The organism is Janthinobacterium sp. RA13 (assembly GCF_000745325.1).
GTDB classification, from domain to species: Bacteria; Pseudomonadota; Gammaproteobacteria; order Burkholderiales; family Burkholderiaceae_D; genus Janthinobacterium; species Janthinobacterium rivuli.
In genome coordinates this window covers 1156200-1177418 of sequence record NZ_JQNP01000001.1, presented here as the reverse complement: position 1 = coordinate 1177418, position 21219 = coordinate 1156200, and the positions used below count along the sequence as shown (strand labels likewise).

Here is a 21219-nt window from a genome sequence, read left to right as displayed (position 1 = left end):
ATCAGGCCAGCTTGCGCTTGCCTGCGGAAACGCGGTTCCAGCCATAGCCGGCGACGATGATGGCCACGATGGCCGCTTGCGCCAGCAGGGTTTCCAGGGTAGGCAGGATGCCCAGCAGGTCGACGCGGATGAAATCGACGGGGCTGACGCCAACCCAGCCCGCTTCCTGCAGCGCGGCCACGCCTTTGCCCATCAGGATCACGGCCAGCACGGCCACGAAGGCGGACGTCCACGAGAAGAACTTGCCAATTGGCATGCGGGCGCTGGTGCGCAGCAAGGCCCAGGCGATCACGACCAGCAGCACGATGGCCACCAGGAAGCCGCCCAGCAGGGCGCCGCCATTGCCGTCCGCCGCCAGGGCGGAATAGAACAGCACGGTTTCAAAGACTTCGCGGTAGACGGCGATGAAGGCAAGGGCGAACAGACCCCAGGCGGAGCGCCGCGTCATGGCCGCCGTGAGTTTCTCGTGCAAATATTCCTGCCAGCGTCCGGCGCTGCTCTTCTGGTGCATCCACAAGCCCACGCTCAGCAGGACCAGGGCCGCGAACACGGAACCGAGTCCCTCGCTCACTTCCCGGCTGGCGCCGCTGATGGTGACCAGATACGTCGCCGCCACCCACGTCAATCCACCCGCCACCAGCGCGCTGGACCAGCCCGCATGCACGTAGGCCAGCACGTCCTTGCGCTTGGCCTTGCGCAGGAAGGCGATGATGCCGATCACGATCAGCAGCGCTTCCACGCCTTCGCGCAGCAGAATCGTCAGGGCGCCGACAAAGGTCGTCATCGGGTCGGCCTTGGCGTCGCCCAGTTCCGCTTCCACGTGGGTAAACAGTTGCTGCAGCTTTTCACCGGCCGCGTCGGCGTCGGCCACCGTGCCCTTGGCCACGGCGGAACGGTAGGCCAGCATGGCGTTTTCCACGGCCAGCAGCAAGGACTTGTTACGCGCGCCGACCATCGGCTCGATCGGCTCGAAACCGTCCAGGTAGGCCGACAGGCCCAGGCGCGTGGCGCCCGCGCGGTCGCCCGCATGCATGGCGGCCAGGCTTTCGGCGAGGCGCAGGCGTGACAGGGCCAGGCCGGCCGGCTTGTGCGCCTCGGACTTGTCAGCATGGCTGCGCAAGTACGCCGTCAGCGCTTTGGCCTCGTCAGCGCCCAGCTTGGCGGCCACGGCTTCCTGCGTCAAGGTCGTCACGGCGGCCAGGTCCGCATACAGTTTTTTGCTGCGCGGATCGTCCTGCCACAGCTTTTCGCCGCGCGCGCTTGCCGCCGCATCGTGCGACATGCCGCCGATATAGAAGGCCAGATCCCAGCGCTCGTTCTCGGACAACTGGCCGAAACTGGCCATCGAGGTGCCGGCCACGCCTTGCGAAATGACCTGGTACAGCGCCATCAGGCTGCGCGACTGCGCCCGTTCGCCATCCGTGAAGGCGATCGGTTTCGGCTCCAGGCTGGCCGCCAGCGGACCATCGCCGCCGCCGGCCACGCCGTGGCAAGAAGCGCACTGGGCCGCATACAGGGCCGCGCCGCGCGCCAGGTTCGGCAGCACTTTCGGTGCCACGGGTATCGGGTAGGCGGCGATCAGCAAGCCATTCGCATGGTGCGCCAGGCGTTTGACTTCCACGCCGTCCGCCTTGGCGACGACGGCTTTGCGCAGGTCGGCGATGGCGGCGGCGATGGCCGCTTGCGAAGCGTGGGCGGGCAGGGCGGCGATCTGCGTCGTCGCGTTGTCCGTAAAGTCGAGCATTTCGGCGTATTCCGCCTCGCTGACCACTTTGCCGTGCTCGACGGCGCCGCTGTAATCGACGGCAACGTAGTCAATCAATTGCCACAATTGCTTGGCGCCGGCGCCAGCATCGGTCGCTTGCGCGTGCGCGCCACCGGCCAGTAACAGGCTGAGACTGGCGGCCACGAGCGGGTAGCACGCGAGCCATTTCTTGATAGAACTGAACATGATTCTCATTCTCATTTGTCGTTAACCCGGCGACTATAGGACAGACCGCGCAGGGTGTCAACGGCGCACGGGCCTTGTCCTGGACGATATTGCCGGTCAGGCGCCGAGCTGCTGTAGAGAATGTGAGGGGGAATGTGGCTTACTGGCCGGATGCCTTCGCGTACAGGCCCTTGGCGACGGCGCTGTCCATGCCGTGCAGTTTCAGGCCGCCCTTGACGACTCGCAAGTTCAGCGTCTGGAAGGCTTGCCCCCTGAGCCATTGGGCGTCGGTGACGGCGAATGCGGCAAGGCGTTCCTGCGCGCGCTCGTCTGGCACGGCCAGCCATTGATAATCGGCTTTGGAACCCTGGCGGCGCAAGCCGGCCCGCACCCAACGTTCCGACGCCGGCATGTGGACGATGGCGTCGCCGTTCGCCACACTCACGGCCGTGGCCGTTTTGCCGCTTTGCGCTTCGAACTTCACTTCCACGTCGGCCATCGGTCCCACTTGGGGGAAACCGACGATGGCCACCCACGTACCCGCTTCGGCGGGTTTCTGGATGCGCATTTCCGATTCCTCGAACACGCGAAACTGCGGCTCCTTGCCGCCGTCGCCCGCCACTAGGGTCACCATGTCGCCGGCCACGCGCCACTCGCCGCTGGCTTGCTCGTCGGTATTGCCATAACTGAGCGTCCACTCGAACTTGCCATCCTTTTTCAGCAGCAGTTCGGAGCCCACTTCCATCACGCCTTGCAGGTAATAGTGTCCGGGCAGCGAAGTCGCGGCGGGATCCGCCGCACTGGCCGCGCCAGCCGAAAAGGACAAGGCGAGGGCGGCGCAGGCCAGCAGGCCGGAGAGGGATTTCTTCATCGGTAGGTCCTCGGTGTGTCTTTATGGAATGCCATCATAGCAACATAAATTTACTTGCCGTCGCACGACACACCGGCATGCTGGCGCCGCGCTTACTTGCCGCTGAAATCGAGCACCACGCGCGAGGCCACCTTGCCGTGCTCCAGCCGGCTGAAGATCTCGTTGATGGCCGACAGCGGCTGCAATTCCACGCCCGCCTTGACCTTGCCGGTGGCGGCGAAGGCGAGCGCCTCGGCCATGTCCTGGCGCGTGCCCACAAAAGAGCCGCGTATCGTCACGCAATTGGCGACGACGTCGAACAGCGGCGTCGGGAAGTCGCCCGGCGGCAAGCCCACCAGCACGCAGGTGCCGCGCTTGCGCGTCATCGCCACGCCTTGTTGGAAGGCATCGATCGACGGCGCCGTGATCAGCACGCCGTGCGCGCCGCCCCCGGTCGCTTCGCGCAAGGCCGCGACGGGGTCGCCCTGGCGCGCATTGATGGTCACTTCGGCGCCCAGGGCGCGCGCATGCTCCAGCTTGCCTTCATCGATGTCGACGGCCGCCACGCGCAAGCCCATGGCTACCGCATATTCGATGGCCAGGTGGCCCAGCCCGCCGATGCCGGACACGGCCAGCCACTGGCCCGGCCGCGCGCCCGTTTCCTTGATGCCCTTGTAACTGGTCACGCCGGCGCAGATGATGGGCGCCGCCTGCACGGCGGACAGACCCGCCGGAATGTGCGCGACGTAGCGCGGGTCGGCCAGGATGTACTCGGCAAAGCCGCCATTCTTGGTGTAGCCGCCGAATTGCGCCTCGGCGCACACGGTTTCCCAGGCCGCCAGGCAATGTTCGCAATGGCCGCACGCCGAGTACAGCCAGGGCACACCGACCCGGTCACCCAGCTGCACTTCCGTCACGCCCGTACCCACGGCCACCACCAGGCCGATGCCTTCGTGGCCGGGAATGAACGGCGGCGTCGGCTTGACGGGCCAGTCGCCGCGCGCCGCATGCAAGTCCGTGTGGCACACGCCGCACGCTTCCGTCTTGACGAGGATTTGGCCGGGGCCGGGCACCGGCACGGGGACGTCGCGCAGCACCAGCGGCTGGCCCAGTTGCTCGACAACGGCGGCTTTCATGGTTGTGGGTAGCATATTATTCCTTTGAAGTGGCTAATGTGTAGTGCAGGATGCAGAACAAAGTCTTGCGAATGATCATATTCTGCTGCACACGATACGAAAATTGATTGATCCACATCAACATATACGGGAAGCGATGGCATGTCCTCAGATGGAAAACAAGCTTACATTAATTCCATAATTCGACTATTATGGAATAATTGAAGAAGGTAACCACCATGCATGACTTGCCCAACATCAGCGCGGCCCACCTCGACACGCCGACCCTCGATAAACTTGCGCCGCCGGCGGTGGCCACGCATGCGCCGCGCATCCTCTTGCTGTACGGCTCGCTGCGGGAACGCTCGTTCAGCCGTTTGCTGACCCTGGAAGCGGAGCGGCTGCTGCGGCATTTCGGCGCCGAGACGCGGGTGTTCGACCCGCATGGCTTGCCCATGGTCGACAGCGTCGGCCCTGACCATCCCAAGGTGCGGGAACTGCGCGAACTGTCGCTGTGGTCGGAAGGGCAGGTGTGGTGCAGCCCGGAACGCCACGGCGCCGTGACCGGCGTGTTCAAGTCGCAGATCGACTGGTTGCCGCTGGAAATGGGCAGCGTGCGCCCCACGCAGGGACGCACCCTGGCCGTGATGCAAGTATCGGGCGGCTCGCAATCGTTCAACGCCGTCAACGGCTTGCGCGTGCTGGGCCGCTGGATGCGCATGGTGACGATCCCGAACCAGTCGTCCGTCGCCAAGGCATACCAGGAATTCGACGACAACGACCGCATGAAGCCGTCGCCATACTACGACCGACTGGTCGACGTCATGGAGGAGTTGTATAAATTCACCCTGGTGGTGCGCGACCGTTCGGATTACCTGACCAGCCGCTACAGCGAACGCAAGGAATCCATGCCCGCAGACGTGTGCGCCCTTGCTACGGCGGCCATGGCGCACGAGGCGCCGGGCAAGTAGGCTATCTCCACCCAATCAAAACCGCTGCCGCATGTCGCTTGGCTGAATGTCCACCGGCACAACGGCTTCGATATTTGGTTGACCACGCAACATCCCAAACTGATGGACGGCTCCGTGCGTGCCCTGGTCGGCAAGCATAAGCACTTCCGCCGCCTGTTCGGTGGCCAGCGTGCGATGGTCTACGAATTTGATGCGTGCAACGATGGCCTTGGTGGGCTCAAGAATGCAGTCAAGAGTTACTGGGCCTATCCGAAAAAGGCCTATGCCTGGTACAAGTCGGCCGAAGTCCACACCAAACAGCGCTTTCGCTTGCCGATATGGGTCTTTATCCCCCTGCTGGCCGTGGCTCTCGGCGTGGTGTTTGTTCCCCGCGCCTATTCCACTTTGACGCGCACGATTAGCGGCAAAGGCCTGCATGACCCTGCATCCGGCGCGTCCGCAGCTGTCGCCGCCGCCCCAGTGCAAGACACGCGCACCTTTTCCACCACCGTCACCGCGCGCGGCTATTTCAATCACGGGGGCGCGATTACCTTGCTCCTTTCAGACGGGCGGCTGATTTTCCAGCCGCAGGAATTCAAGGTTTTTCCGGGCGGGTATGAGGCGCAAATCGCGCCGGACTTATGGGTGAGGGGAGGTGTGCAATGAATCGGCTGTTCAAGGTTCTGCTTTTTCCAATGATTTTTCTTGCAGCTACGCTGCCCATTGCGGCGCAGCCGCTAGGGCCGTCCACCATTACCCTCAATTTTGCCGCGGTGCCTGTTGTCGCCTTTATGCAGGCGACGTATAAAAACCTGCTGATGCGTGACTATGTGATTGCGCCGGAAGTATTGGCCCTCGATCGGCAATTCAGCATCAACATCAAATCCTTGCCCGTCGAAGAGGTGCCCACATTTGTCGATGGACTGTTAAGGGCGCAGGGCATCCGAACACGCATCAAAGACGGGGTGTATTACCTGGAAATGGCGTCCACCAGCGCGGATAAGGCCGCGCCCGACTTAGCGCAAGCGGCCCTTGCTTCCCCGTCTGCCGCCAGCTCACCGCCTGAACGCGACGGCGCCACCTTGGATGTGGTCGAGCTTTATGCGCCGCGCCACCGCCCCGCCGAATTACTTGTCGCTGCTCTTAATGCGGCCTTTGGTGCGCCGTATGCGCGGCTGGCCGGTGTCGTCGTGGCGCTTTCCGTGCCCGCCGCACGGTCGGCCGATGCGCGCCGCCTGCTCGAAGCGCTCGATGAACGCGGCCGCACCGTCGAGGTATCCGCATCGTTTGTCGAGGTGCTGCGCTCTGACTCCACCTCGCGGGGCCTGTCGCTGGTCACCTCCACACTGGCCGCCCGGTTTGGCGCGGCATTCTCTACGTCCACCGGTTCGCTGAGCGTGTCAGCGGGCGGCTTCCAGCTGGTGCTTGACGCGCTGCGTGCTGACGGCCGCTTTAAGCAGGTGTCGAATTCGCGTGTCCTGGGCGATGAAGCGGAACACTTGTTGCTGACAGTCGGGGATGAAACTCCCACTATCGCCAGTTCGGGCCGCGACAATCAGGGCAACGCCGTGCAAAACATCGTCTACCGGCCATCGGGCGTGATTCTCGATGTGACGCCGCGTGCCGCTGGCCCTGGGCGCCTGTCGCTAGCCGTCGACGGGCAGGTGTCGTCCTTTCAATCCACGGTCAATGGCGTGACGGGTTCACCCACGCTGCTCAAGCGCCAGGTGAAAACCTCCGTGACCATAGCCGATGGCGAAGTGGTGATTATTGGCGGACTGGACGACACGCGCTCGTCTACTGCGCACAGTGGATTCTCATTTCTGCCGCGCTCCTGGGGTGGTGGCACGTCTTCCGACTCACATACAGACCTGGTGCTGATCCTGAGCGCCCGCGTGGCTTCCGCGCTCAATTAGCGGCCTGGAAGGGGCCTTGACAGTACAAGCGGCCCGCAGGGCGGGCAAAATCTTTTGGGTATCTGGAATCGGCGGTGGATGTTGGGGTAACAGCCCATTGACTGAGGCGGTATTCGATGCGGGCGACCCGCATAGTTTAAAAAGTTTTAGCGGGCAGACTTTACCGCTATTTATTTCTCAGGTGTCACACGTCGAATACAGGCCCCATCCATGAAGACAACATTATCAGTAGGCAACGAGTGGCGGTCGCGCTGCTTGCAGCGGCGGCCGCCGCAAGGCGGCCTAAATTTATATTAGGGACACTTAAGCACACCACAGGAGATTCGGCACTTGCAGTAAAGAACTTGATTCTGTTTTTCCATAAAAAAAACTCCAAGCATCGGCAAAATGCTTGGAGCCTTCGATAAACCTGCCACACAGGAGTACCGAATGAGTGAATTAGATGATGAAAGCACGATTTCGTCAATAGATTTCTCTACTGCTGAGCAAAATATTGATACAAGCAGGCCCGACTATTGGAACGATGATGGTATTAAGAATACCTGGAACGATACCTTTACTGCGCGACGCCGTGTATTTCCAGACGGACAGTGCGAAGTTACTGTCGTCAAGGAACGTTTCTTTATCGGTCCAGCGCTGCAGCGCAAACCGCAAGCAAAACGCGGCGAATCGAGCCAGCGCGAGGCGAACGACGACGATGCAGGCAGGCGTGCAAAGAAAAATGTACGTCTTTGCTGCAAGCAAATCGGCGCTGATCGCATGGTCACATTGACCTACAGAGAAAACATGCTGGACCGCGAACTTGCATTAAAACACTGGAAGGCGTTTTGTCGAAAACTTGGTAAGCATAAACAATTTCACTATGTAGCGGTGATTGAGGAACAGGCCCGTGGCGCTTTGCATTTCCATGTGGCTGTGGCAGGGCGGCAAATGTATGCATTGCTGCGCTCGATCTGGCAAAGCATCCTGGGGCGCGGCCCGAACGGTGAACAGATGGGGCAAGTTCACGTCCGTGACCCGCACCGTTTCGGCTTTGGCGTGGCCGGAGCGCACAAGATCGCCAGCTACATAGCGAAGTACTGCGGCAAAGAAATGCAGTGCAGGGCGCTTGACCAGAAACGCTACTTCCGTTCCAGGGGCATTGTGGTGCCGGAAGTTGATGTATGGCGGGTGCCGTTTTGTACAAACATGCTGCGCGCTGCGCAGGTCGCATTTCACGCGCTTTCCGGCCATTGCATGGACGGTTTGCAGACCTGGTGCAACAACAATCTCGGCGTCGTGTACCTAGCGACTGCACCGGGACTGCCACAGGTGGTGGACGATTGTCCGTTCTGACATTTACTCCACCTTGATTGACGGGGAGGAGGGACGTGATATGGGAAATTTTGACGCTAATACACTGCGGTTACTTGAGCAAATTGAGGATGAATTCCGCAATCAGTACTGGATCATTCGAAACTCCAGGCGGACCAATTGGCGGGCGGTCAATCGCACGAGGATGTTGGGCGATTTTATGTACATGCTTGGGGTGCCGAAATGGGCCGTTCAACAGGCTCGCTACTGTCTGCGTTTACGTGTCTGTGAGAGATGCTTTAATGACGAATTACGTTGTCATGGAATTTGTGGGCGGGCGAGGCGCGGTGACTTTAATACACAAACGGAAAAATAGGTTGACATATTTCCAATGTTTTGAGTTAGAATTGTATTGCTAAAAATAATTAATTAAACATCTTTGATTCTTTTTTTAAATACATTTAATATTGGAAAAGGTTTATGGCTACAAATTTGGATCGATTCAAAAATGACATTGATGACCTATTGGAACGTGGGAGAATGCTGCAACTTGCAATGTCATATGAGACAAATTCTAAAAATTTTAAAGCTGCCGCAGAAAAGGCACATGGAGAAAATGCCATGGAATTTTTAAAGTCCATTCCAGATTTCAAAGAAAAATATCAAGGATGGTATTCAGAGTCGTTGGTTTTATTGCGCCAGATTTTGCCAGACAGAGTTGCGGATTTTATTCGTCATTACGAAAAGCCAAAAAATAGGAAGTCCATAGATTATGAAAATTATCGCATTGAAGATTATTTACAGGACCTCCGAATAACCAGAGGATTAAATGAAGTAGTAATTGTTGATGCAAGCGCTGCTATTCCACAATTTGATCAGCAGTGTGCAATGGTTGCGGCTGCAAAGTCTCGATTTAAAAGTTCACTTTTCGATATCCGGCAGTTGGTTCAAGCAGATTTACTTGATTCTGAAATTGAAGCAGCAGAGATGTTGTTGAAATATAAATTCCACCGTGCCGCAGGTGCAGTTGCAGGTGTTGTGCTCGAACGTCATTTATCCCAAGTATGTATCGATCATGGCATCGTTCCAAAAAAGAATTCAACTATTGCTAATTTTAATGAGTCGTTAAAAGAAGCAAATATTATTGATTTGCCGCAATGGCGTTTTATACAGCATTTAGCGGATATTCGAAATTTATGTGACCACAGTAAAATCCCAGAGCCAACGCCAGAACAAGTCCAAGATCTAATATCTGGCGTGAAAAAAATTATTAAAACAGTTTTTTAGAGTATTTTTTGAAATTTTTTCGGTATCAATCTTATGAAAACTAAACTTTTTCAAAACTTATGGTGGATTGCTTTTGCTATTGCCTTAGCATTGCTCATCGACCACAGTTTTAAAATCATCAATCTTACTGTTGATACTACATCTATTTGTTTGTTGGCAATTATGCTCTTAAGTCCTTTTATTGCCGCCATTAAAAAAATTAAATATGGTGATTTTGAGGCTGAAATTGATATAGATGAAATTAAAAAGTTGAAGTCAACAACAGAAAAAACTTTAAGTGAAATGCAAGATGATAGGGAAGAACGTCCAGAAATTCACGTCGCCAGTGAATCAATTAGGAAATTATCTGAATCTGACCCAGTAATTGCGCTAGCAAAAGTAAGAATAGAATTGGAAAAATTGCTTGGGCAGATAGCACGGTTTAGTTCAATTGAGCATAATCCTTCTAGCCTTGGTGGGTTGGTAAATAAACTAACAAGCCATGAAATTATTAGTCAAGACGTTGGCAAGGCACTTAAGGAGGTGATCGCACTGTGCAATCGGGCGATTCACGGTGAGGCTGTGTCCGAGGAAGGGGCAAGAACTATCATTGAACTTGGAGTTGAGTTGCTTCAAGAATTATATTGGACGACGCGAACCCAAGTTTCGTTAGGAAAAGTTATTAAGGAGGAAGTAATTACCCCGCAAGAGGCAGATGATTATTACGAAAAGAAGAAATATCGTCTAACTTCAATCACACCACTTCTAGAAAGTCCAAAAAGAACAGTTCGATTGCTGACTCAAGAGCAACTTGACGAGTTTTTGGAGGACTATCGTGAGTATGCTGAATTTATCGTAGAATTGGTTGAAGTGCAGGAGAACGGAGTTAATGATCATGGTTGAGAATTGCCAGTGCATGCCAGTAATTCTCTAGAAAAGCGGGGTACTTTTAGGTGGTAAAAAGATACCAAAAAGTACTTTCGTCTCCCGTTCATCATTTGACATAATATAAATTATGCGAAGTTATGGATGAATTTCGTAAAGCCCCCATTTTGCCAACTCCCCAATCGCAAATGCGATTTTCCCTATCCGCGAGCCGCTGTCGCGGCCGCTGGATTCCTTCGCTTGAACACGCTACATGAAATACGGCTTGTCCCCGTCCGTGTTCGGTTTGTTCACGCCCAGGTTGGCGTGCTTGTGCAAATCTGGCGCGTCGATGATGCTGGCGATCAGGTCTGCCACGCTCTTGCGCGATACCACGGTGCCTTTGAATGGCGCGTGGCGCGTCGTCAGTTCGTAGTCAACTTCATCCTCGTCCGTCATCCAGGCTGGGCGCACGATGGTGTATGCCAGGCCCGACGCTTCGATGGCGTCGGCGGCGCGGCGGAATGGTTTCAGGTGTTCCGCCAGCCTGGCGTTGTTCCATGCGCCGAATTTGCCGGGAACTTCGTCGTAGATGCCCATCGACAGGACGAAAATCAGGCGCTCGACACCAGAGGCCTGCATGGCGGCAATGATGCTGTTGGCCTGGTCTTCCATGTCGTCGCCCACCAGATTGGCGTAGACCAGGTCATGACCGGGCATCGTTTGCCGCAGCAATGCCTGGTCCAGCACGTCGCCGGCCAGCACGGTGCCGTTGGGCGGGACTGGCGTGGGCAGCTTGCCGGGATTGCGTAGCAGCAGCGTCAAGGCGATGTTGTCACGACCCGCCAAGGCGCGGATGACCCACTGCGCCACCTGTCCGCCTGCACCCAGTATCAATATCTTTTTCATGATTGTCGCTTTCGCCATGGCACGCTGCCATGCAGGAAGTTACAGGTTTTCTTTGAAGAAAGGAACCTGGCGCTTGAAAAAGCGTCGCCCGCTCAGGCGTGCCGGCCCGGCGCCTGGTCTCGTGGTAAATTGCCGTCCGTGAGCAGTATTTTCAAAACCTACAATATCAATGAAATCAGGCATTTACCGACTATTTTGCATGAGAAGTCTCAAGCCACATGCACGCACGGCGCTAGCGTCTTGCCGTCGCTTCCTGTCCCTCGCCGGCGCGCTGGCCCTCGCGGCCGCCTTGTCCGCCTGCGCCAGCAAGCCTGGTCCTTGGCCTGCGCGCGCCCTGCCTGCATCGGCTGCCGTGACGGTCGATGCCACGCAGTTCCTGTCCAGAAAACAGCTGCTGGACTGGCAAGTCGACCTGGATGAGCGCCGCCTGCGCGCCACCGGATCGCCCCGGCATGAAGCGTATATCGACGCCCTGCATGAACGCCTGGCGCGCGCCGGTGTCAAACAACTGCGCTTCGAGCCCGTCAGCTTCCGGCAATGGTCGGTGCAGATGGACGACTGGGGCCTGGAACTGCTCTACGACGACAGAGTTAGCGTATTGTCCACGGTCGGCTACATCCCGTATTCGGGCGTAACGCCGCCGTCTGGTATTACGGGCCGCATCGCCTATCTGGCGCCGGGGGCCAGGCCCGATGCCAGCCTGGCCGGCAAGCTGGTGCTCGTCGACATGCCCGCCGTGGCGTGGACAGGCCAGGCGTTTCACCAGACCGCCGTGCACGTCCACGATCCGGACCACGCCATGGGGCCGGACACGCCGTATGCACGCCAGTTCCAGATGCTGGGGCCGTTCATCGCCCTGCTGGACAGCCTGCAGGCGGCCGGTGCGGCGGGCGTGATCGTCATTCTCGATACGCCGCCATTGACGGCGGCCGGCTTGTATGCGCCCGGAGATGGCAAAGTGCGCCAGTTGCCCGGCGTGTTTATCGACCGCGACGGTGGCCAGCGCCTGCGCGAAAGCGTGCTGGCAGGCACGGCGCCCGTGCTGCGGCTGACCATGGCTGCCACCGTGCGGCAGGTGCAGACGCGCAATCTGATCGGCATCATCCCCGGCAAGTCCGAGGAATTGATGGTGCTGGGCAGCCACACGGATGGCACGAACGCGCTGGCAGACAACGGGCCGAACGCCATCGTCGACATGGCCCAGTACCTGACGCGCCTGCCGCAGGACAGCTTGCCGCGCAGCGTCATGTTGTTGCTGACGAGCGGCGAGCTTGCCGGCGGCGTGGGCACCGAACAGTTTCTCGAACGGCACGAGAACGATGGCTTGATGCAGCGCATCGCCGTGATGCTCGCCATCGGGAACCTGGGCGCGCTGGAAGTGCTGCCCGACAGCAACGGTTATTTGGCTCCCACGGGCAGGTTTGAGCCGGCCGCCGTGTTTTCGCCCCGGACGCCGGTCCTGATGGAGGCGTCCCGTGCCATGTTGCGGCAGGCCGATGCGGCGCCAACGTTCGTGTTGCCTTCAATCAAGCCCGGCTCGAAGTATGCCCGCTGGCCTGGCGCGGGCCAATATGTACGCGCTTCGCGGCGCATTCCCACGGTGCATTACGTCACGAAACCGACCTATTGGCTCAACTATGGCGTCGACGCCGTGACCCGGGCGGATTACCGGCTGATGCAGCGCCAGACCGTGGCCTTGACGCAAATGCTGCTGGACCTGTCGCGCGTGCCGCATGCCGAATTGCGCGAGGAAACAGCGCCGTAGCCGCCGCAAGACCTTGCCTGGCATCCTCCTCCCTTCCCCGCCCTGCTCCCGGCGCCATTTCTGGCACCATACCAGCACACTGGAAAATAGGCACTGGTATGGCCCGCATTGCCCTTCATATGGGGAAAGACGGCAACTGGTATTGTGATCTTGCGCAAGGGACAAAACCAGTTGACTACCACCTGCAATGCTTGCACTCTGAAAAATCGGACGGTGTCCAGCCGCCCGGCCCAAAAAATACACAAGGAGATGCAATGAACCGGACAGTCATGAATACCCTCATCCTTACCCTCTTCGGGGGAACGTTGGCCGCCTGCGGTGGCGGCAGCGGCGACGGATCCAGCGGTGGCGCAAGCCAGTTGCTGGCCGCCTCGGCCCAAGCGGTCGCCTGCTACACGCCGTGGAACAGCGGCACGGCCTACAACGGCGGCGGCCAGGCCAGCTACAACAACGTCAATTACACGGCCAACTGGTGGACGCAAGGAAATAACCCGTCGACCAGCAGCGGCGGCGCCGGCAGCGGCCAGCCCTGGACGGCGTTGGGCGACTGCGGCACGCCTACTCCTACGCCAACGCCAACGCCGACACCCACGCCTACCCCAACACCTACGCCAACTCCCACCCCGACGCCTACCCCGACACCGACTCCAACTCCAACTCCAACTCCTACACCGACGCCCACCCCCACGGGCCTGGCAAAACACGCGCTGATCGGTTACTGGCACAACTTCACCAACCCCAGCGGCGCCACGTATCCGATCAGCCAGGTCAGTGATGACTGGGACGTGATCGTCGTCTCCTTCGGCGACAACGCGGGCGGCGGCAATGTCAGCCTGACCATCGATCCGGGCGCAGGTACGGAAGCGCAATTCATCGCCGACGTGGCCGCCAAGCGTGCGAAAGGCAAGAAAGTCATCCTGTCGCTGGGCGGACAGAACGGCTCCGTTTCCGTCGGCAACACGGCCGAAGCGACGAATTTCACCAACAGCCTGTACGCCATCATCACCAAGTATGGCTTCGATGGGATCGACCTGGACCTGGAAAACGGCGTGGCGCAAGGCGCAGCCATCCAGACCTACCTTCCGATCGCCGTGAAAAACCTGAAAACCAAGGTCGGCAGCAGCTTTTATCTGTCGATGGCGCCGGAATGGGTGTATGTGGAAGGAGGCTACACGAGTTATGGCAGCATCTGGGGCGCCTACATTCCCATCATCAACGCCTTGCGCAGCGAGCTGACGGTGCTGCACCCGCAGTATTACAACAATGGCGATATCTATACGCCATACGCCACCGGCCCCATCAAGGCGGGTTCGGCCGACCAGCTGGTAGCCACGGCGCGCATGCTGATCGAAGGATTCAATTATGGCGGCAATACCTTCGCCGGCCTGCGTCCGGACCAGGTGGGCTTTGGCGTGCCGTCGGGCCGCAGCTCGGCCGGCTCAGGTTTCACGACGAATGCCGACGTCAGCAATGCCTTGAATTGCCTGACGCGCCTGCTCAACTGCGGCACCATCAAGCCGCTGCAGGCGTATCCGGACTTCCGCGGTGTGATGACGTGGTCGATCAACTGGGACCGCCACGACAACTATAATTTCTCCGTGCCCACGAAGACTGTGCTGAAAACCCTGCCGTAACAACCTTGGCCCGACTGCGCATGGGAGCTTTGCCGCTCACATGCGCAGCAACGCCGCGCCCAGCAGGCGCATGTGCAGCGCCATGCCCTGGCGCAGCGCCTCCCCTCCCCCTTGCGTGTGCTTGATGCCATCCATGGTCGCCACCAGCAAGCCGGCCACCTGCATGGCAGTCGCGTCCACCCGGCGCAGCGCGATGTCGCCCGCCGTTTCGGCCTGATCCAGCGCGCCGGCCAGGGATGCCACCAAGGTTGCCCGCGCCGTCAGGGTGATGTCGGCAGCCAGGCTCATATTGGCATCGAACAATTCCTGCCCATGGGCGCTGGCTGAAATTTCCGCCATCAAGCCTTGCTGGAATGCCAGCAGCGCCATTTCGATGCGCGTCAAAACGGGGCCGGGTTCGGCCAGCGCCGCGGTCACGTGCGCCATGACGGTGGCATGGGCCCGTTCGGAACCGGCGCGAAACACGTCCTCCTTGTTTTTGAAGTGCAGGTATAGCGCGGCGCGTGACATAGCGGCCGCCTGCGCGATGTCGAGCATGGACGTCTTGCGGTAGCCGTAGCGGCAAAACACGCCGAGGGCCGCGTCGAGTATGCGCTGGGTTTTATGGGTATCGGTGCTCATGTAGCCATGTTGACACTATGGTCATATAGTGTCAACATGGCTTTTGGACAAAAACCGTCAAAGTGTCAATCACCTACCCGAACAGGACTGTCATGACCGATTTCAATGCAGCAATGGATAACGAACAGCAAATAGAACTGCTGCGCCACACGGAACGCAGCCGCTTGCGCGCCCTGGTGGCGGCGGATACCGACGCGGCGCGCATCCTGCACGCGGATGATTTTCAGTTGATTACGCCCGTCGGCAGCATGCTGTCGCGGGAAGAATATCTGGGCGCCATCGCGGCGGGCCAGATGCGCTATCTGAGCTGGGAACCGGGCGAGATCGCCGTGCGCCTGTACGGCGATGCGGCCGTCCTGCGCTACCAGGCCCAGCTTGAAATCAATTTCGGCGGCCAATCCGTCCCCCGCTCGCGCTATTGGCATATGGATAGCTACGAATGGCGCGAGGACCGCTGGCAAGCCGTGTGGTCGCAGGCGACGGCGATACGCTGAACGCTGTAGCGGGATGTGCCCACAGCAGGGGTAATTGATATTTCACAAACCATAGCTTCAATCTATGAGTCCGGTTGAAATATTTTACTTCCTTTTGTAAATGAGAATCGTTACTATCTAAATCAAGGATAAGCGAATTCAACAGAAAGGAGCCTCCCTTGTTCACCGCCATCAAAACATTCAGCCAGGTCTGCACGCATATGTCGATCGCCTTCGGCCTCGCCTACTTGCTGACGGGGTCCCTGGCACTCGGAGGCCTGGCCGCAATCATCGAACCGATCATCAACGTGGCCCTGTTGCCGTGGCATGAAAAAGCCTGGCACGCGATTCGCCGCCGCTACGCCGCCAGCCGCCTGGGCTTTGCCGCGCTGGCCGGGGAAAAGCTCAGCCAGACAAGCCTGCACATGGGCGTGGCGTTCGGCGTCATGTACTGGGCCACGGGTTCCATGGCCTTCGGCGGCTTGCTGGCCGTGGTCGAGCCGATCTGCAACGTGATCGTCCTGCCCTTCCACGACCGGCTGTGGGAAAAAGCCCGCTTTCGCCTGGAAAGCCGCGGCGCGGCGCCGCTGGCGACGCTGCCCACCTGATATTTTTCACCCAAGAACAAGGAATGGGGCCGGGCCCGGCGTGTCCGACCCCGGCTACTTGCCGCAGGCCAAAGCCGATATGGCGGCCGGTTTCAGCCGCCTTCATGGCATGCTTACACCTTGCCCGCCCACACGGGCGGCCTTTTTTGCACCCACGGCACCGCCCGTTCCAGCTGCCCAGCCAGGCGCAGCAGGACCCCATCGTTCGCGTAACTAGCCATGAACTGCATGCCGATCGGCAAACCGTCATCCGACATGCCGAGTGGCACGGACATGGCCGGCAAGCCCGCCACGTTGGCCAGCGGCGTGTACGGCGAATGCTCGAACAAGCGCGCCGTCCAGCCCAGGCCGTCGAGCTGTTCCTCCTTTTCACCGTAGCGCCCCAGCTGCCACGGCAAGTCCGGCAAGGTGGGCGTCAGCAGCACGTCGTACTGGCCGAACAAGGCGCCGGCCTGGCGCGTGACCATGTTGCGCACGTCGAGGGCGGCCACGAAATCGATTGCCGACACCGTCTGTCCATGGCGGTAGCAGGCCAGGGTTGCCGCTTCCAGGGTATCGAGTGACACGGCGCGTCCGCTTTCCTGCGCCAGGGAGGCTATCCACGGCACCAGATTGGCGCACCAGATGCTGGCGTTCGCGTGCACGAAGGCTTCCCACGACACGCCCAGCGCAGGTGACACTTCTTCCACATGGTGGCCCAGGCTTTCCAGCAGGCGCACGGTGGCGTTCAGCGCGGCATCGATGGCGGGCACGGGCTGGGCGCCGTTGCAGGCGGCGCGCTGCACGGCGATGCGCAGCTTGCCTGGCGCCACGCTCACCTGCGACAACCAGCTGTGGCCGGGCGCAGCCGTCACATATGGCTCGCCCGGCAGCACGCCCTGCACGCAGTCGAGCAAGGCGGCGCTGTCGCGCACCGTGCGACTCACGCCCAGCTGCACGCCCAGGCCGCTGAAGATCTCATCCATGGCAGGGCCGTTCGAGACCCTGCCCCGGCTCGGTTTCAGGCCGAACAGCCCCGTCGACGCGGCCGGCACGCGGATGGAGCCGGCCGCGTCCGTCGCATGGGCCAGCGGCACGATGCCGGCCGCCACGGCCGCCGCCGCGCCGCCGCTGGAGCCGCCCGCGCTCAAGTTCAGGTTCCAGGGATTGCGCGTAGCGCCGTAGAGCACGGGTTCCGTGGTGGTGGCAAACGCCATTTCCGGCGTACTCGTGCGGCCGAACGTCACAAGGCCGGCTGCGCGAAACTGCGTCATCAGGTGGGAGTCGAGTGTGGCAACATGGCCGGCGCCCAGGCGGCTGCCCGCTTCGCCGCGCTGGCCCGCCATGGTGACGGCCACATCCTTGATCAGGAATGGCACGCCGGCGAACGGCGCCGCGTGGTCGATGGCGGACAGATCCGCCGGCCACAGCTCGACCACGGCGTTGATGTGCGGGTTGACGGTGGCGCAGGCGCGCACGGCGGCGTCGTGCAATTCGGCGGCGGAAACGGCGCCATCGCGCATCAGCTGGGCCAGTCCTAAACCATCAAAGCTAGCATATTCATGGAGTTGCATCAGTTTATTCCTGTAATGGATGAAGAGTGGATATCACAGGAACTACTGTAGGGCTTGCGCTATCATAGTGGAAATGAATAGTTCATATACAAGGTATAGCCATGAGCAATTTACACAAGCTGGACTTGAATCTGCTGCTGACCCTGAATGCCTTGCTGATTGAACGCAACGTCACGCGGGCCGCCGCGCGGCTGCATCTGAGCCAGCCTTCCGTCAGCGTGCAGCTGGGCAAGCTGCGTGCCGCTTTCGACGATCCGCTGCTGCTGCCCGGCCCGCGCGGCATGCTGCCCACGGCGCGGGCGCTGGGCCTGTTCGCGCCCTTGCAAGCCGTGCTGGCCCAGCTGGAGCAAGTCTTGCAGCCGGAATCGGCGTTTGAACCGGCCACGGCCGAGGTGTGCTGGAACCTGGCGGCGGCCGATGCCACCGAATACGCGATTTTGCTGCCCATGCTGCCGGCTCTGCGCGCGCGGGCGCCGTTGTCGCGCATGGCCGTGTTCGAAGCCGTGCCCGCACGCATGGCGCACGATCTGGAAAGCGGCCAGGTCGACCTGGGCTTTTTGGCCCGGGAAGAAGCGCCGCCTAGTTTACGCCACCGCACCCTGTTTACTGAACACTACGTGCTGGCGGGCCGCCACGACCACCCGCTGCTGCAGGCACAGCCGGGCCTCGATCAATTTTGCGCGCTGGAATTCATCGTCGTCTCGCCCAACGGCGGCGGTTTCCGCAGCAATGTCGATACGGCGCTGGAATTGCTGGGCCGGACGCGCAAGGTGGTGCTGTCCGTGCCGCACTTTCTGATCGTCCCGCCCTTGCTGGCGGCGTCCGACATGGTGGCCCTGCTGCCGTCGCGCCTGCTGAAAAATGCGCTGGGCGGCCTGCGCACGTGGGAACCGCCCATCAGCCTGCCCGACTACGAGATGGCCATGGTGTGGCACGAGCGTATGCACCTGGATCCGGCGCACCGCTGGCTGCGCGAGCGGATCATGGCCTTCTGACCTCTATGCCGTCTTCGGCTTGAGCATGCCTTCCACGATGCCCAGCACGGTCTGGCGCGGCAGCAAGCGCGGCAGCCAGGCCAGCAGCCGGTTCGGACGGCCCGCCACATGGCTGCTGCGGCCCCGGTCCAGCGCCCGCAGCGCTTCATCGACGACGGCTTGCGGATCCATGCGCTTTCCCACGGCCGCTTCGGGCGCGGCCACCACGTCGAAGAAGGCCGTCTCGGTTGCGCCCGGGCACAGGGCCAGCACGCGCACGCCGCGGCTGCGGTTTTCCGCCCACAGCGCTTCCGAAAACGACAGCACGAAAGCCTTGCTGGCGCCATACACGGCCATGTAGGGATCGGGCTGCAGGGCCGCCGTGGACGCCACGTTGATGATGGCGCCCCGTCCTTTTGTCAGCATGTGCGGCAAGACGCAGTGCGTCATTTCCATGAGCGCCGTGCAATTGACGGTCACTTCGGCCGCCTGGCGCGCGAGATCGATGCTTTCGAAGCGGCCGTGCGTGGCGAAGCCCGCATTATTGATCAGTACGTCGGGCGCCATGCCCATCGACCAGGCTTGCGCATGGGCTTGTGCCGCGGCGCCGGGCTGGCTCAGGTCGGCCACCAGCGCATGCGCGCGGATGCCATGGCGCTGCGAAAGTTCCTTGGCCAAATTGTCGAGCACGGCGCCGGAACGGGCCAGCAACAGCAAATGGGCGCCGCGCGCGGCCAGGGTTTCCGCAAACACGCGGCCGATGCCGGACGAGGCGCCCGTGATCAGCACGGTCTGGTTGGTGAAATTGAAAGCGGTCATGGCAGTGGTGTGGAGTAGATGAGGTTTTCACTGTAAACTGTCGACTTTAGTCCACGGTCAAGCGTGGAATGCAAAGAAAGTCAAAAAACTATGCGCATCGGAGAAATCACCCGCCTGACGGGCGTCAGCAAGGACACCGTGCGTTTTTACGAGCGCCAGGGGCTGCTGGATGAAGCGCCGCAGCCGGGTCTGACGAACAACTATAAAGAGTACTCGGCGCAAGCCTTGCGGCGCATCGAGCTGATCGGTCACGCCAAGGCGCTGGGTTTTACCTTGAAGGAAATTGCCGAAGTCATTGCCGTCTGGCAGGAAAATGCGCTCGATGCGCAGACCAAACGAGCTATGCTGGAAACGAAAATTGCCCAGATCGACGACAAGGCCCGCTCGATGGCCGTGCTGCGCGCCGGCCTCGTCGATGCGCTGGCCAAGGTGGAGACGGGCTGCACCGATGCGGCGCCAGTGCGCGTAGACAAGAATAAATACAAGGAGAATCAATGAGCAACCATTACACGCGCTACCGCCACCTGGCGATCGAGGGCGCCAAGCCTGCCCCCACGGCGCAGCAGATCGCCGCCATCGAATCCTTGCTGGAAGCGCCGTTGCCGCCCGCCTTCCTGGCGTTCTTGCAGGTGGCCAACGGCGCTTATTTTGATTACACCAGCGATGTGCCGGACGGTAATGGTGGCGTGGAAAAAATGGGTTTCAATACCTTCTTCAGCGCCGACGAAGGCGATTTCTGCGATGAAACCTTGGTGGGCGAAATCCGCGCCGCGCGCAAACACACCGACATGCCGGTGCGCATCCTGCCGTTCGCCCGCGATGGCGGCAATTCCATGGTCTACCTGGACATGACGGAGGAAGGCGCCGGCCGCGTGCTGGCCTATGTGCAGGAATTGCCGGACTGGACGGGCAAGCGCGCCCACGGCCTGATGGAACTGGCGCCCTCGTTCGACGCCTGGCTGGACAGCCTGTACATCGACCGCGACACGGTACTCGACGAACTCGAACACAGCGTCTCGGAGCCATCGCACCTGGACGCGATGGCGGAATGGCTCGATATCGGCATGCCCGCCTGGCGCCGCGATGCCGGCATCGCGGCTTTGTTTACCCTGAAACAAGTCGAATTGTGCGCTAACGAACAGGACTAGTCCTGTGGGCTGCTCGACAGCGGCCTCAAGACTGGCAAAATAAAATGCTGTTCAGTATTAGCTGAACAGCATCGGTTTGCAGACCGCCTTTTCACGAATCGCTATCAATGGGATTTTTTACGCCGTTGCGCAGTCAAGGAAGCGGCGAATGCAATCGCATTAAAAATGATCACACTCGATAGCAGGTTCCAGCCATTGAAGCTCGATGAAGAAGTCATTGCCCATGCGATCAGGCCACCGCACGTGCCAAACGACAGAATTTTTAAGTAACGCATATTACTTTCCCCATTACAATTAAGAATCAACAATCCAATACTAGGCATAGTGATTCGCCCTGCATATCAGACTCCTCTTAAATTTGCTGTCGCAGCAATCTGACGACCGACCTCTTCGAACCTTCTCCGGCGAACAGGATCAATCCTACAGAGAAGATCGTTCCTGTCCTATGGGTGTGTGTGATTGGCTGGATTAACATTCCAATCAGCTTGTAAAAAAATCACGCACAATTTGACGGCATGACCGCGAATGTCG

General features: G+C 59.8%; 20 protein-coding genes. 13 read left to right on the top strand and 7 right to left on the bottom strand.

Features of this window, described 5'->3' with window-relative positions:
- Position 1 precedes the first annotated feature (1 nt).
- The 3 genes from FG13_RS04945 to FG13_RS04935 all read right to left on the bottom strand — a co-directional run bounded on the left by FG13_RS04945 (position 2) and on the right by FG13_RS04935 (position 3931).
- The gene (locus FG13_RS04945; RefSeq protein WP_200880254.1) at positions 2 to 1951 is read right to left on the bottom strand and encodes a cytochrome c/FTR1 family iron permease; all 1950 of its coding nucleotides are present in this window, start codon (positions 1949 to 1951) and stop codon (positions 2 to 4) included.
- Between the two features lie 139 nt (positions 1952 to 2090).
- On the bottom strand, positions 2091 to 2801 hold the full coding sequence (locus tag FG13_RS30605) for a hypothetical protein (protein WP_051958555.1): 711 nt from the start codon (positions 2799 to 2801) through the stop codon (positions 2091 to 2093).
- Between the two features lie 92 nt (positions 2802 to 2893).
- Positions 2894 to 3931 carry a zinc-dependent alcohol dehydrogenase gene (locus tag FG13_RS04935; RefSeq protein WP_235211667.1) on the bottom strand — a complete coding sequence of 346 codons (1038 nt, stop codon included), beginning with the start codon at positions 3929 to 3931 and terminating at the stop codon, positions 2894 to 2896.
- Positions 3932 to 4134: 203 nt separating this feature from the next.
- Here FG13_RS04935 and arsH point away from each other — a divergent pair, with 203 nt between their 5' ends.
- The 6 genes from arsH (at position 4135) to FG13_RS29910 (ending at position 10223) form a co-directional block, all read left to right on the top strand.
- Positions 4135 to 4866, top strand: a complete 732-nt coding sequence (arsH, locus tag FG13_RS04930; RefSeq protein WP_035818921.1) for an arsenical resistance protein ArsH — start codon at positions 4135 to 4137, stop codon at positions 4864 to 4866.
- Positions 4867 to 4869: 3 nt separating this feature from the next.
- Positions 4870 to 5511 carry a zonular occludens toxin domain-containing protein gene (locus FG13_RS04925; RefSeq protein ID WP_081922442.1) on the top strand — a complete coding sequence of 214 codons (642 nt, stop codon included), beginning with the start codon at positions 4870 to 4872 and terminating at the stop codon, positions 5509 to 5511.
- Positions 5508 to 6761: a type II secretion system protein GspD gene (locus tag FG13_RS04920; RefSeq protein ID WP_161784148.1), complete on the top strand. Its 1254-nt coding sequence runs from the start codon at positions 5508 to 5510 to the stop codon at positions 6759 to 6761. The genes FG13_RS04925 and FG13_RS04920 overlap by 4 nt, the downstream gene beginning before the upstream one ends.
- 429 nt (positions 6762 to 7190) lie before the next feature.
- A complete protein-coding gene (locus FG13_RS04915) occupies positions 7191 to 8096 on the top strand; it encodes a rolling circle replication-associated protein (RefSeq protein WP_035818917.1) in 906 nt (301 codons plus the stop codon).
- Between the two features lie 438 nt (positions 8097 to 8534).
- Positions 8535 to 9341 carry a hypothetical protein gene (locus FG13_RS29320; protein WP_099763838.1) on the top strand — a complete coding sequence of 269 codons (807 nt, stop codon included), beginning with the start codon at positions 8535 to 8537 and terminating at the stop codon, positions 9339 to 9341.
- A 33-nt stretch (positions 9342 to 9374) separates the two neighbouring features.
- Positions 9375 to 10223 carry a hypothetical protein gene (locus FG13_RS29910; protein ID WP_152598687.1) on the top strand — a complete coding sequence of 283 codons (849 nt, stop codon included), beginning with the start codon at positions 9375 to 9377 and terminating at the stop codon, positions 10221 to 10223.
- A gap of 231 nt (positions 10224 to 10454) precedes the next feature.
- Here the strand turns inward: FG13_RS29910 and FG13_RS04910 are convergent, their stop codons facing one another.
- Positions 10455 to 11093, bottom strand: a complete 639-nt coding sequence (locus FG13_RS04910; RefSeq protein ID WP_035827315.1) for an SDR family oxidoreductase — start codon at positions 11091 to 11093, stop codon at positions 10455 to 10457.
- Positions 11094 to 11292: 199 nt separating this feature from the next.
- Here FG13_RS04910 and FG13_RS04905 point away from each other — a divergent pair, with 199 nt between their 5' ends.
- Entirely contained in the window at positions 11293 to 12858 is a 1566-nt protein-coding gene (locus tag FG13_RS04905) for a M28 family peptidase (RefSeq protein ID WP_035818916.1), read from the top strand.
- A gap of 254 nt (positions 12859 to 13112) precedes the next feature.
- Positions 13113 to 14492: a chitinase gene (locus tag FG13_RS04900; RefSeq protein WP_235211666.1), complete on the top strand. Its 1380-nt coding sequence runs from the start codon at positions 13113 to 13115 to the stop codon at positions 14490 to 14492.
- A gap of 36 nt (positions 14493 to 14528) precedes the next feature.
- Here the strand turns inward: FG13_RS04900 and FG13_RS04895 are convergent, their stop codons facing one another.
- Entirely contained in the window at positions 14529 to 15113 is a 585-nt protein-coding gene (locus FG13_RS04895) for a TetR/AcrR family transcriptional regulator (RefSeq protein ID WP_035818913.1), read from the bottom strand.
- 92 nt (positions 15114 to 15205) lie between these two features.
- On the opposite strand from FG13_RS04895, the gene FG13_RS04890 reads away from it, so the two are divergent.
- Both FG13_RS04890 and FG13_RS04885 read left to right on the top strand, forming a co-directional pair.
- A complete protein-coding gene (locus FG13_RS04890) occupies positions 15206 to 15607 on the top strand; it encodes a nuclear transport factor 2 family protein (RefSeq protein ID WP_051958550.1) in 402 nt (133 codons plus the stop codon).
- 158 nt (positions 15608 to 15765) lie between these two features.
- Positions 15766 to 16194 carry a DUF2061 domain-containing protein gene (locus FG13_RS04885; RefSeq protein WP_035818911.1) on the top strand — a complete coding sequence of 143 codons (429 nt, stop codon included), beginning with the start codon at positions 15766 to 15768 and terminating at the stop codon, positions 16192 to 16194.
- Between the two features lie 113 nt (positions 16195 to 16307).
- Here FG13_RS04885 and FG13_RS04880 read toward each other — a convergent pair whose 3' ends face one another.
- Complete coding sequence (locus tag FG13_RS04880; protein WP_035818908.1) at positions 16308 to 17747, bottom strand: amidase; 1440 nt, start codon at positions 17745 to 17747, stop codon at positions 16308 to 16310.
- 101 nt (positions 17748 to 17848) lie between these two features.
- Here FG13_RS04880 and FG13_RS04875 point away from each other — a divergent pair, with 101 nt between their 5' ends.
- On the top strand, positions 17849 to 18742 hold the full coding sequence (locus FG13_RS04875; protein ID WP_035818905.1) for a LysR family transcriptional regulator: 894 nt from the start codon (positions 17849 to 17851) through the stop codon (positions 18740 to 18742).
- 3 nt (positions 18743 to 18745) lie between these two features.
- On the opposite strand, the gene FG13_RS04870 is transcribed toward FG13_RS04875, so the two are convergent.
- Complete coding sequence (locus FG13_RS04870) at positions 18746 to 19540, bottom strand: SDR family NAD(P)-dependent oxidoreductase (protein WP_035818903.1); 795 nt, start codon at positions 19538 to 19540, stop codon at positions 18746 to 18748.
- 90 nt (positions 19541 to 19630) lie between these two features.
- On the opposite strand from FG13_RS04870, the gene FG13_RS04865 reads away from it, so the two are divergent.
- Together FG13_RS04865 and FG13_RS04860 are read left to right on the top strand one after the other, a co-directional pair.
- Complete coding sequence (locus FG13_RS04865; protein WP_051958548.1) at positions 19631 to 20038, top strand: MerR family transcriptional regulator; 408 nt, start codon at positions 19631 to 19633, stop codon at positions 20036 to 20038.
- Positions 20035 to 20688: an SMI1/KNR4 family protein gene (locus FG13_RS04860; RefSeq protein WP_035818901.1), complete on the top strand. Its 654-nt coding sequence runs from the start codon at positions 20035 to 20037 to the stop codon at positions 20686 to 20688. Before FG13_RS04865 ends, FG13_RS04860 begins: the two co-directional genes overlap by 4 nt.
- Positions 20689 to 21219: the final 531 nt, after the last annotated feature.

Coding starts and splice junctions, on each gene's coding strand:
- FG13_RS04945 (WP_200880254.1), bottom strand. CDS start 1,951: ATGTTCAGTTCTATCAAGAAATGGCTCGCGTGCTACCCGCTCGTGGCC.
- FG13_RS30605 (WP_051958555.1), bottom strand. CDS start 2,801: ATGAAGAAATCCCTCTCCGGCCTGCTGGCCTGCGCCGCCCTCGCCTTG.
- FG13_RS04935 (WP_235211667.1), bottom strand. CDS start 3,931: ATGCTACCCACAACCATGAAAGCCGCCGTTGTCGAGCAACTGGGCCAG.
- arsH (WP_035818921.1), top strand. CDS start 4,135: ATGCATGACTTGCCCAACATCAGCGCGGCCCACCTCGACACGCCGACC.
- FG13_RS04920 (WP_161784148.1), top strand. CDS start 5,508: ATGAATCGGCTGTTCAAGGTTCTGCTTTTTCCAATGATTTTTCTTGCA.
- FG13_RS04915 (WP_035818917.1), top strand. CDS start 7,191: ATGAGTGAATTAGATGATGAAAGCACGATTTCGTCAATAGATTTCTCT.
- FG13_RS29320 (WP_099763838.1), top strand. CDS start 8,535: ATGGCTACAAATTTGGATCGATTCAAAAATGACATTGATGACCTATTG.
- FG13_RS29910 (WP_152598687.1), top strand. CDS start 9,375: ATGAAAACTAAACTTTTTCAAAACTTATGGTGGATTGCTTTTGCTATT.
- FG13_RS04910 (WP_035827315.1), bottom strand. CDS start 11,093: ATGAAAAAGATATTGATACTGGGTGCAGGCGGACAGGTGGCGCAGTGG.
- FG13_RS04905 (WP_035818916.1), top strand. CDS start 11,293: ATGAGAAGTCTCAAGCCACATGCACGCACGGCGCTAGCGTCTTGCCGT.
- FG13_RS04900 (WP_235211666.1), top strand. CDS start 13,113: ATGAACCGGACAGTCATGAATACCCTCATCCTTACCCTCTTCGGGGGA.
- FG13_RS04895 (WP_035818913.1), bottom strand. CDS start 15,113: ATGAGCACCGATACCCATAAAACCCAGCGCATACTCGACGCGGCCCTC.
- FG13_RS04890 (WP_051958550.1), top strand. CDS start 15,206: ATGACCGATTTCAATGCAGCAATGGATAACGAACAGCAAATAGAACTG.
- FG13_RS04880 (WP_035818908.1), bottom strand. CDS start 17,747: ATGCAACTCCATGAATATGCTAGCTTTGATGGTTTAGGACTGGCCCAG.
- FG13_RS04875 (WP_035818905.1), top strand. CDS start 17,849: ATGAGCAATTTACACAAGCTGGACTTGAATCTGCTGCTGACCCTGAAT.
- FG13_RS04870 (WP_035818903.1), bottom strand. CDS start 19,540: ATGACCGCTTTCAATTTCACCAACCAGACCGTGCTGATCACGGGCGCC.
- FG13_RS04865 (WP_051958548.1), top strand. CDS start 19,631: ATGCGCATCGGAGAAATCACCCGCCTGACGGGCGTCAGCAAGGACACC.
- FG13_RS04860 (WP_035818901.1), top strand. CDS start 20,035: ATGAGCAACCATTACACGCGCTACCGCCACCTGGCGATCGAGGGCGCC.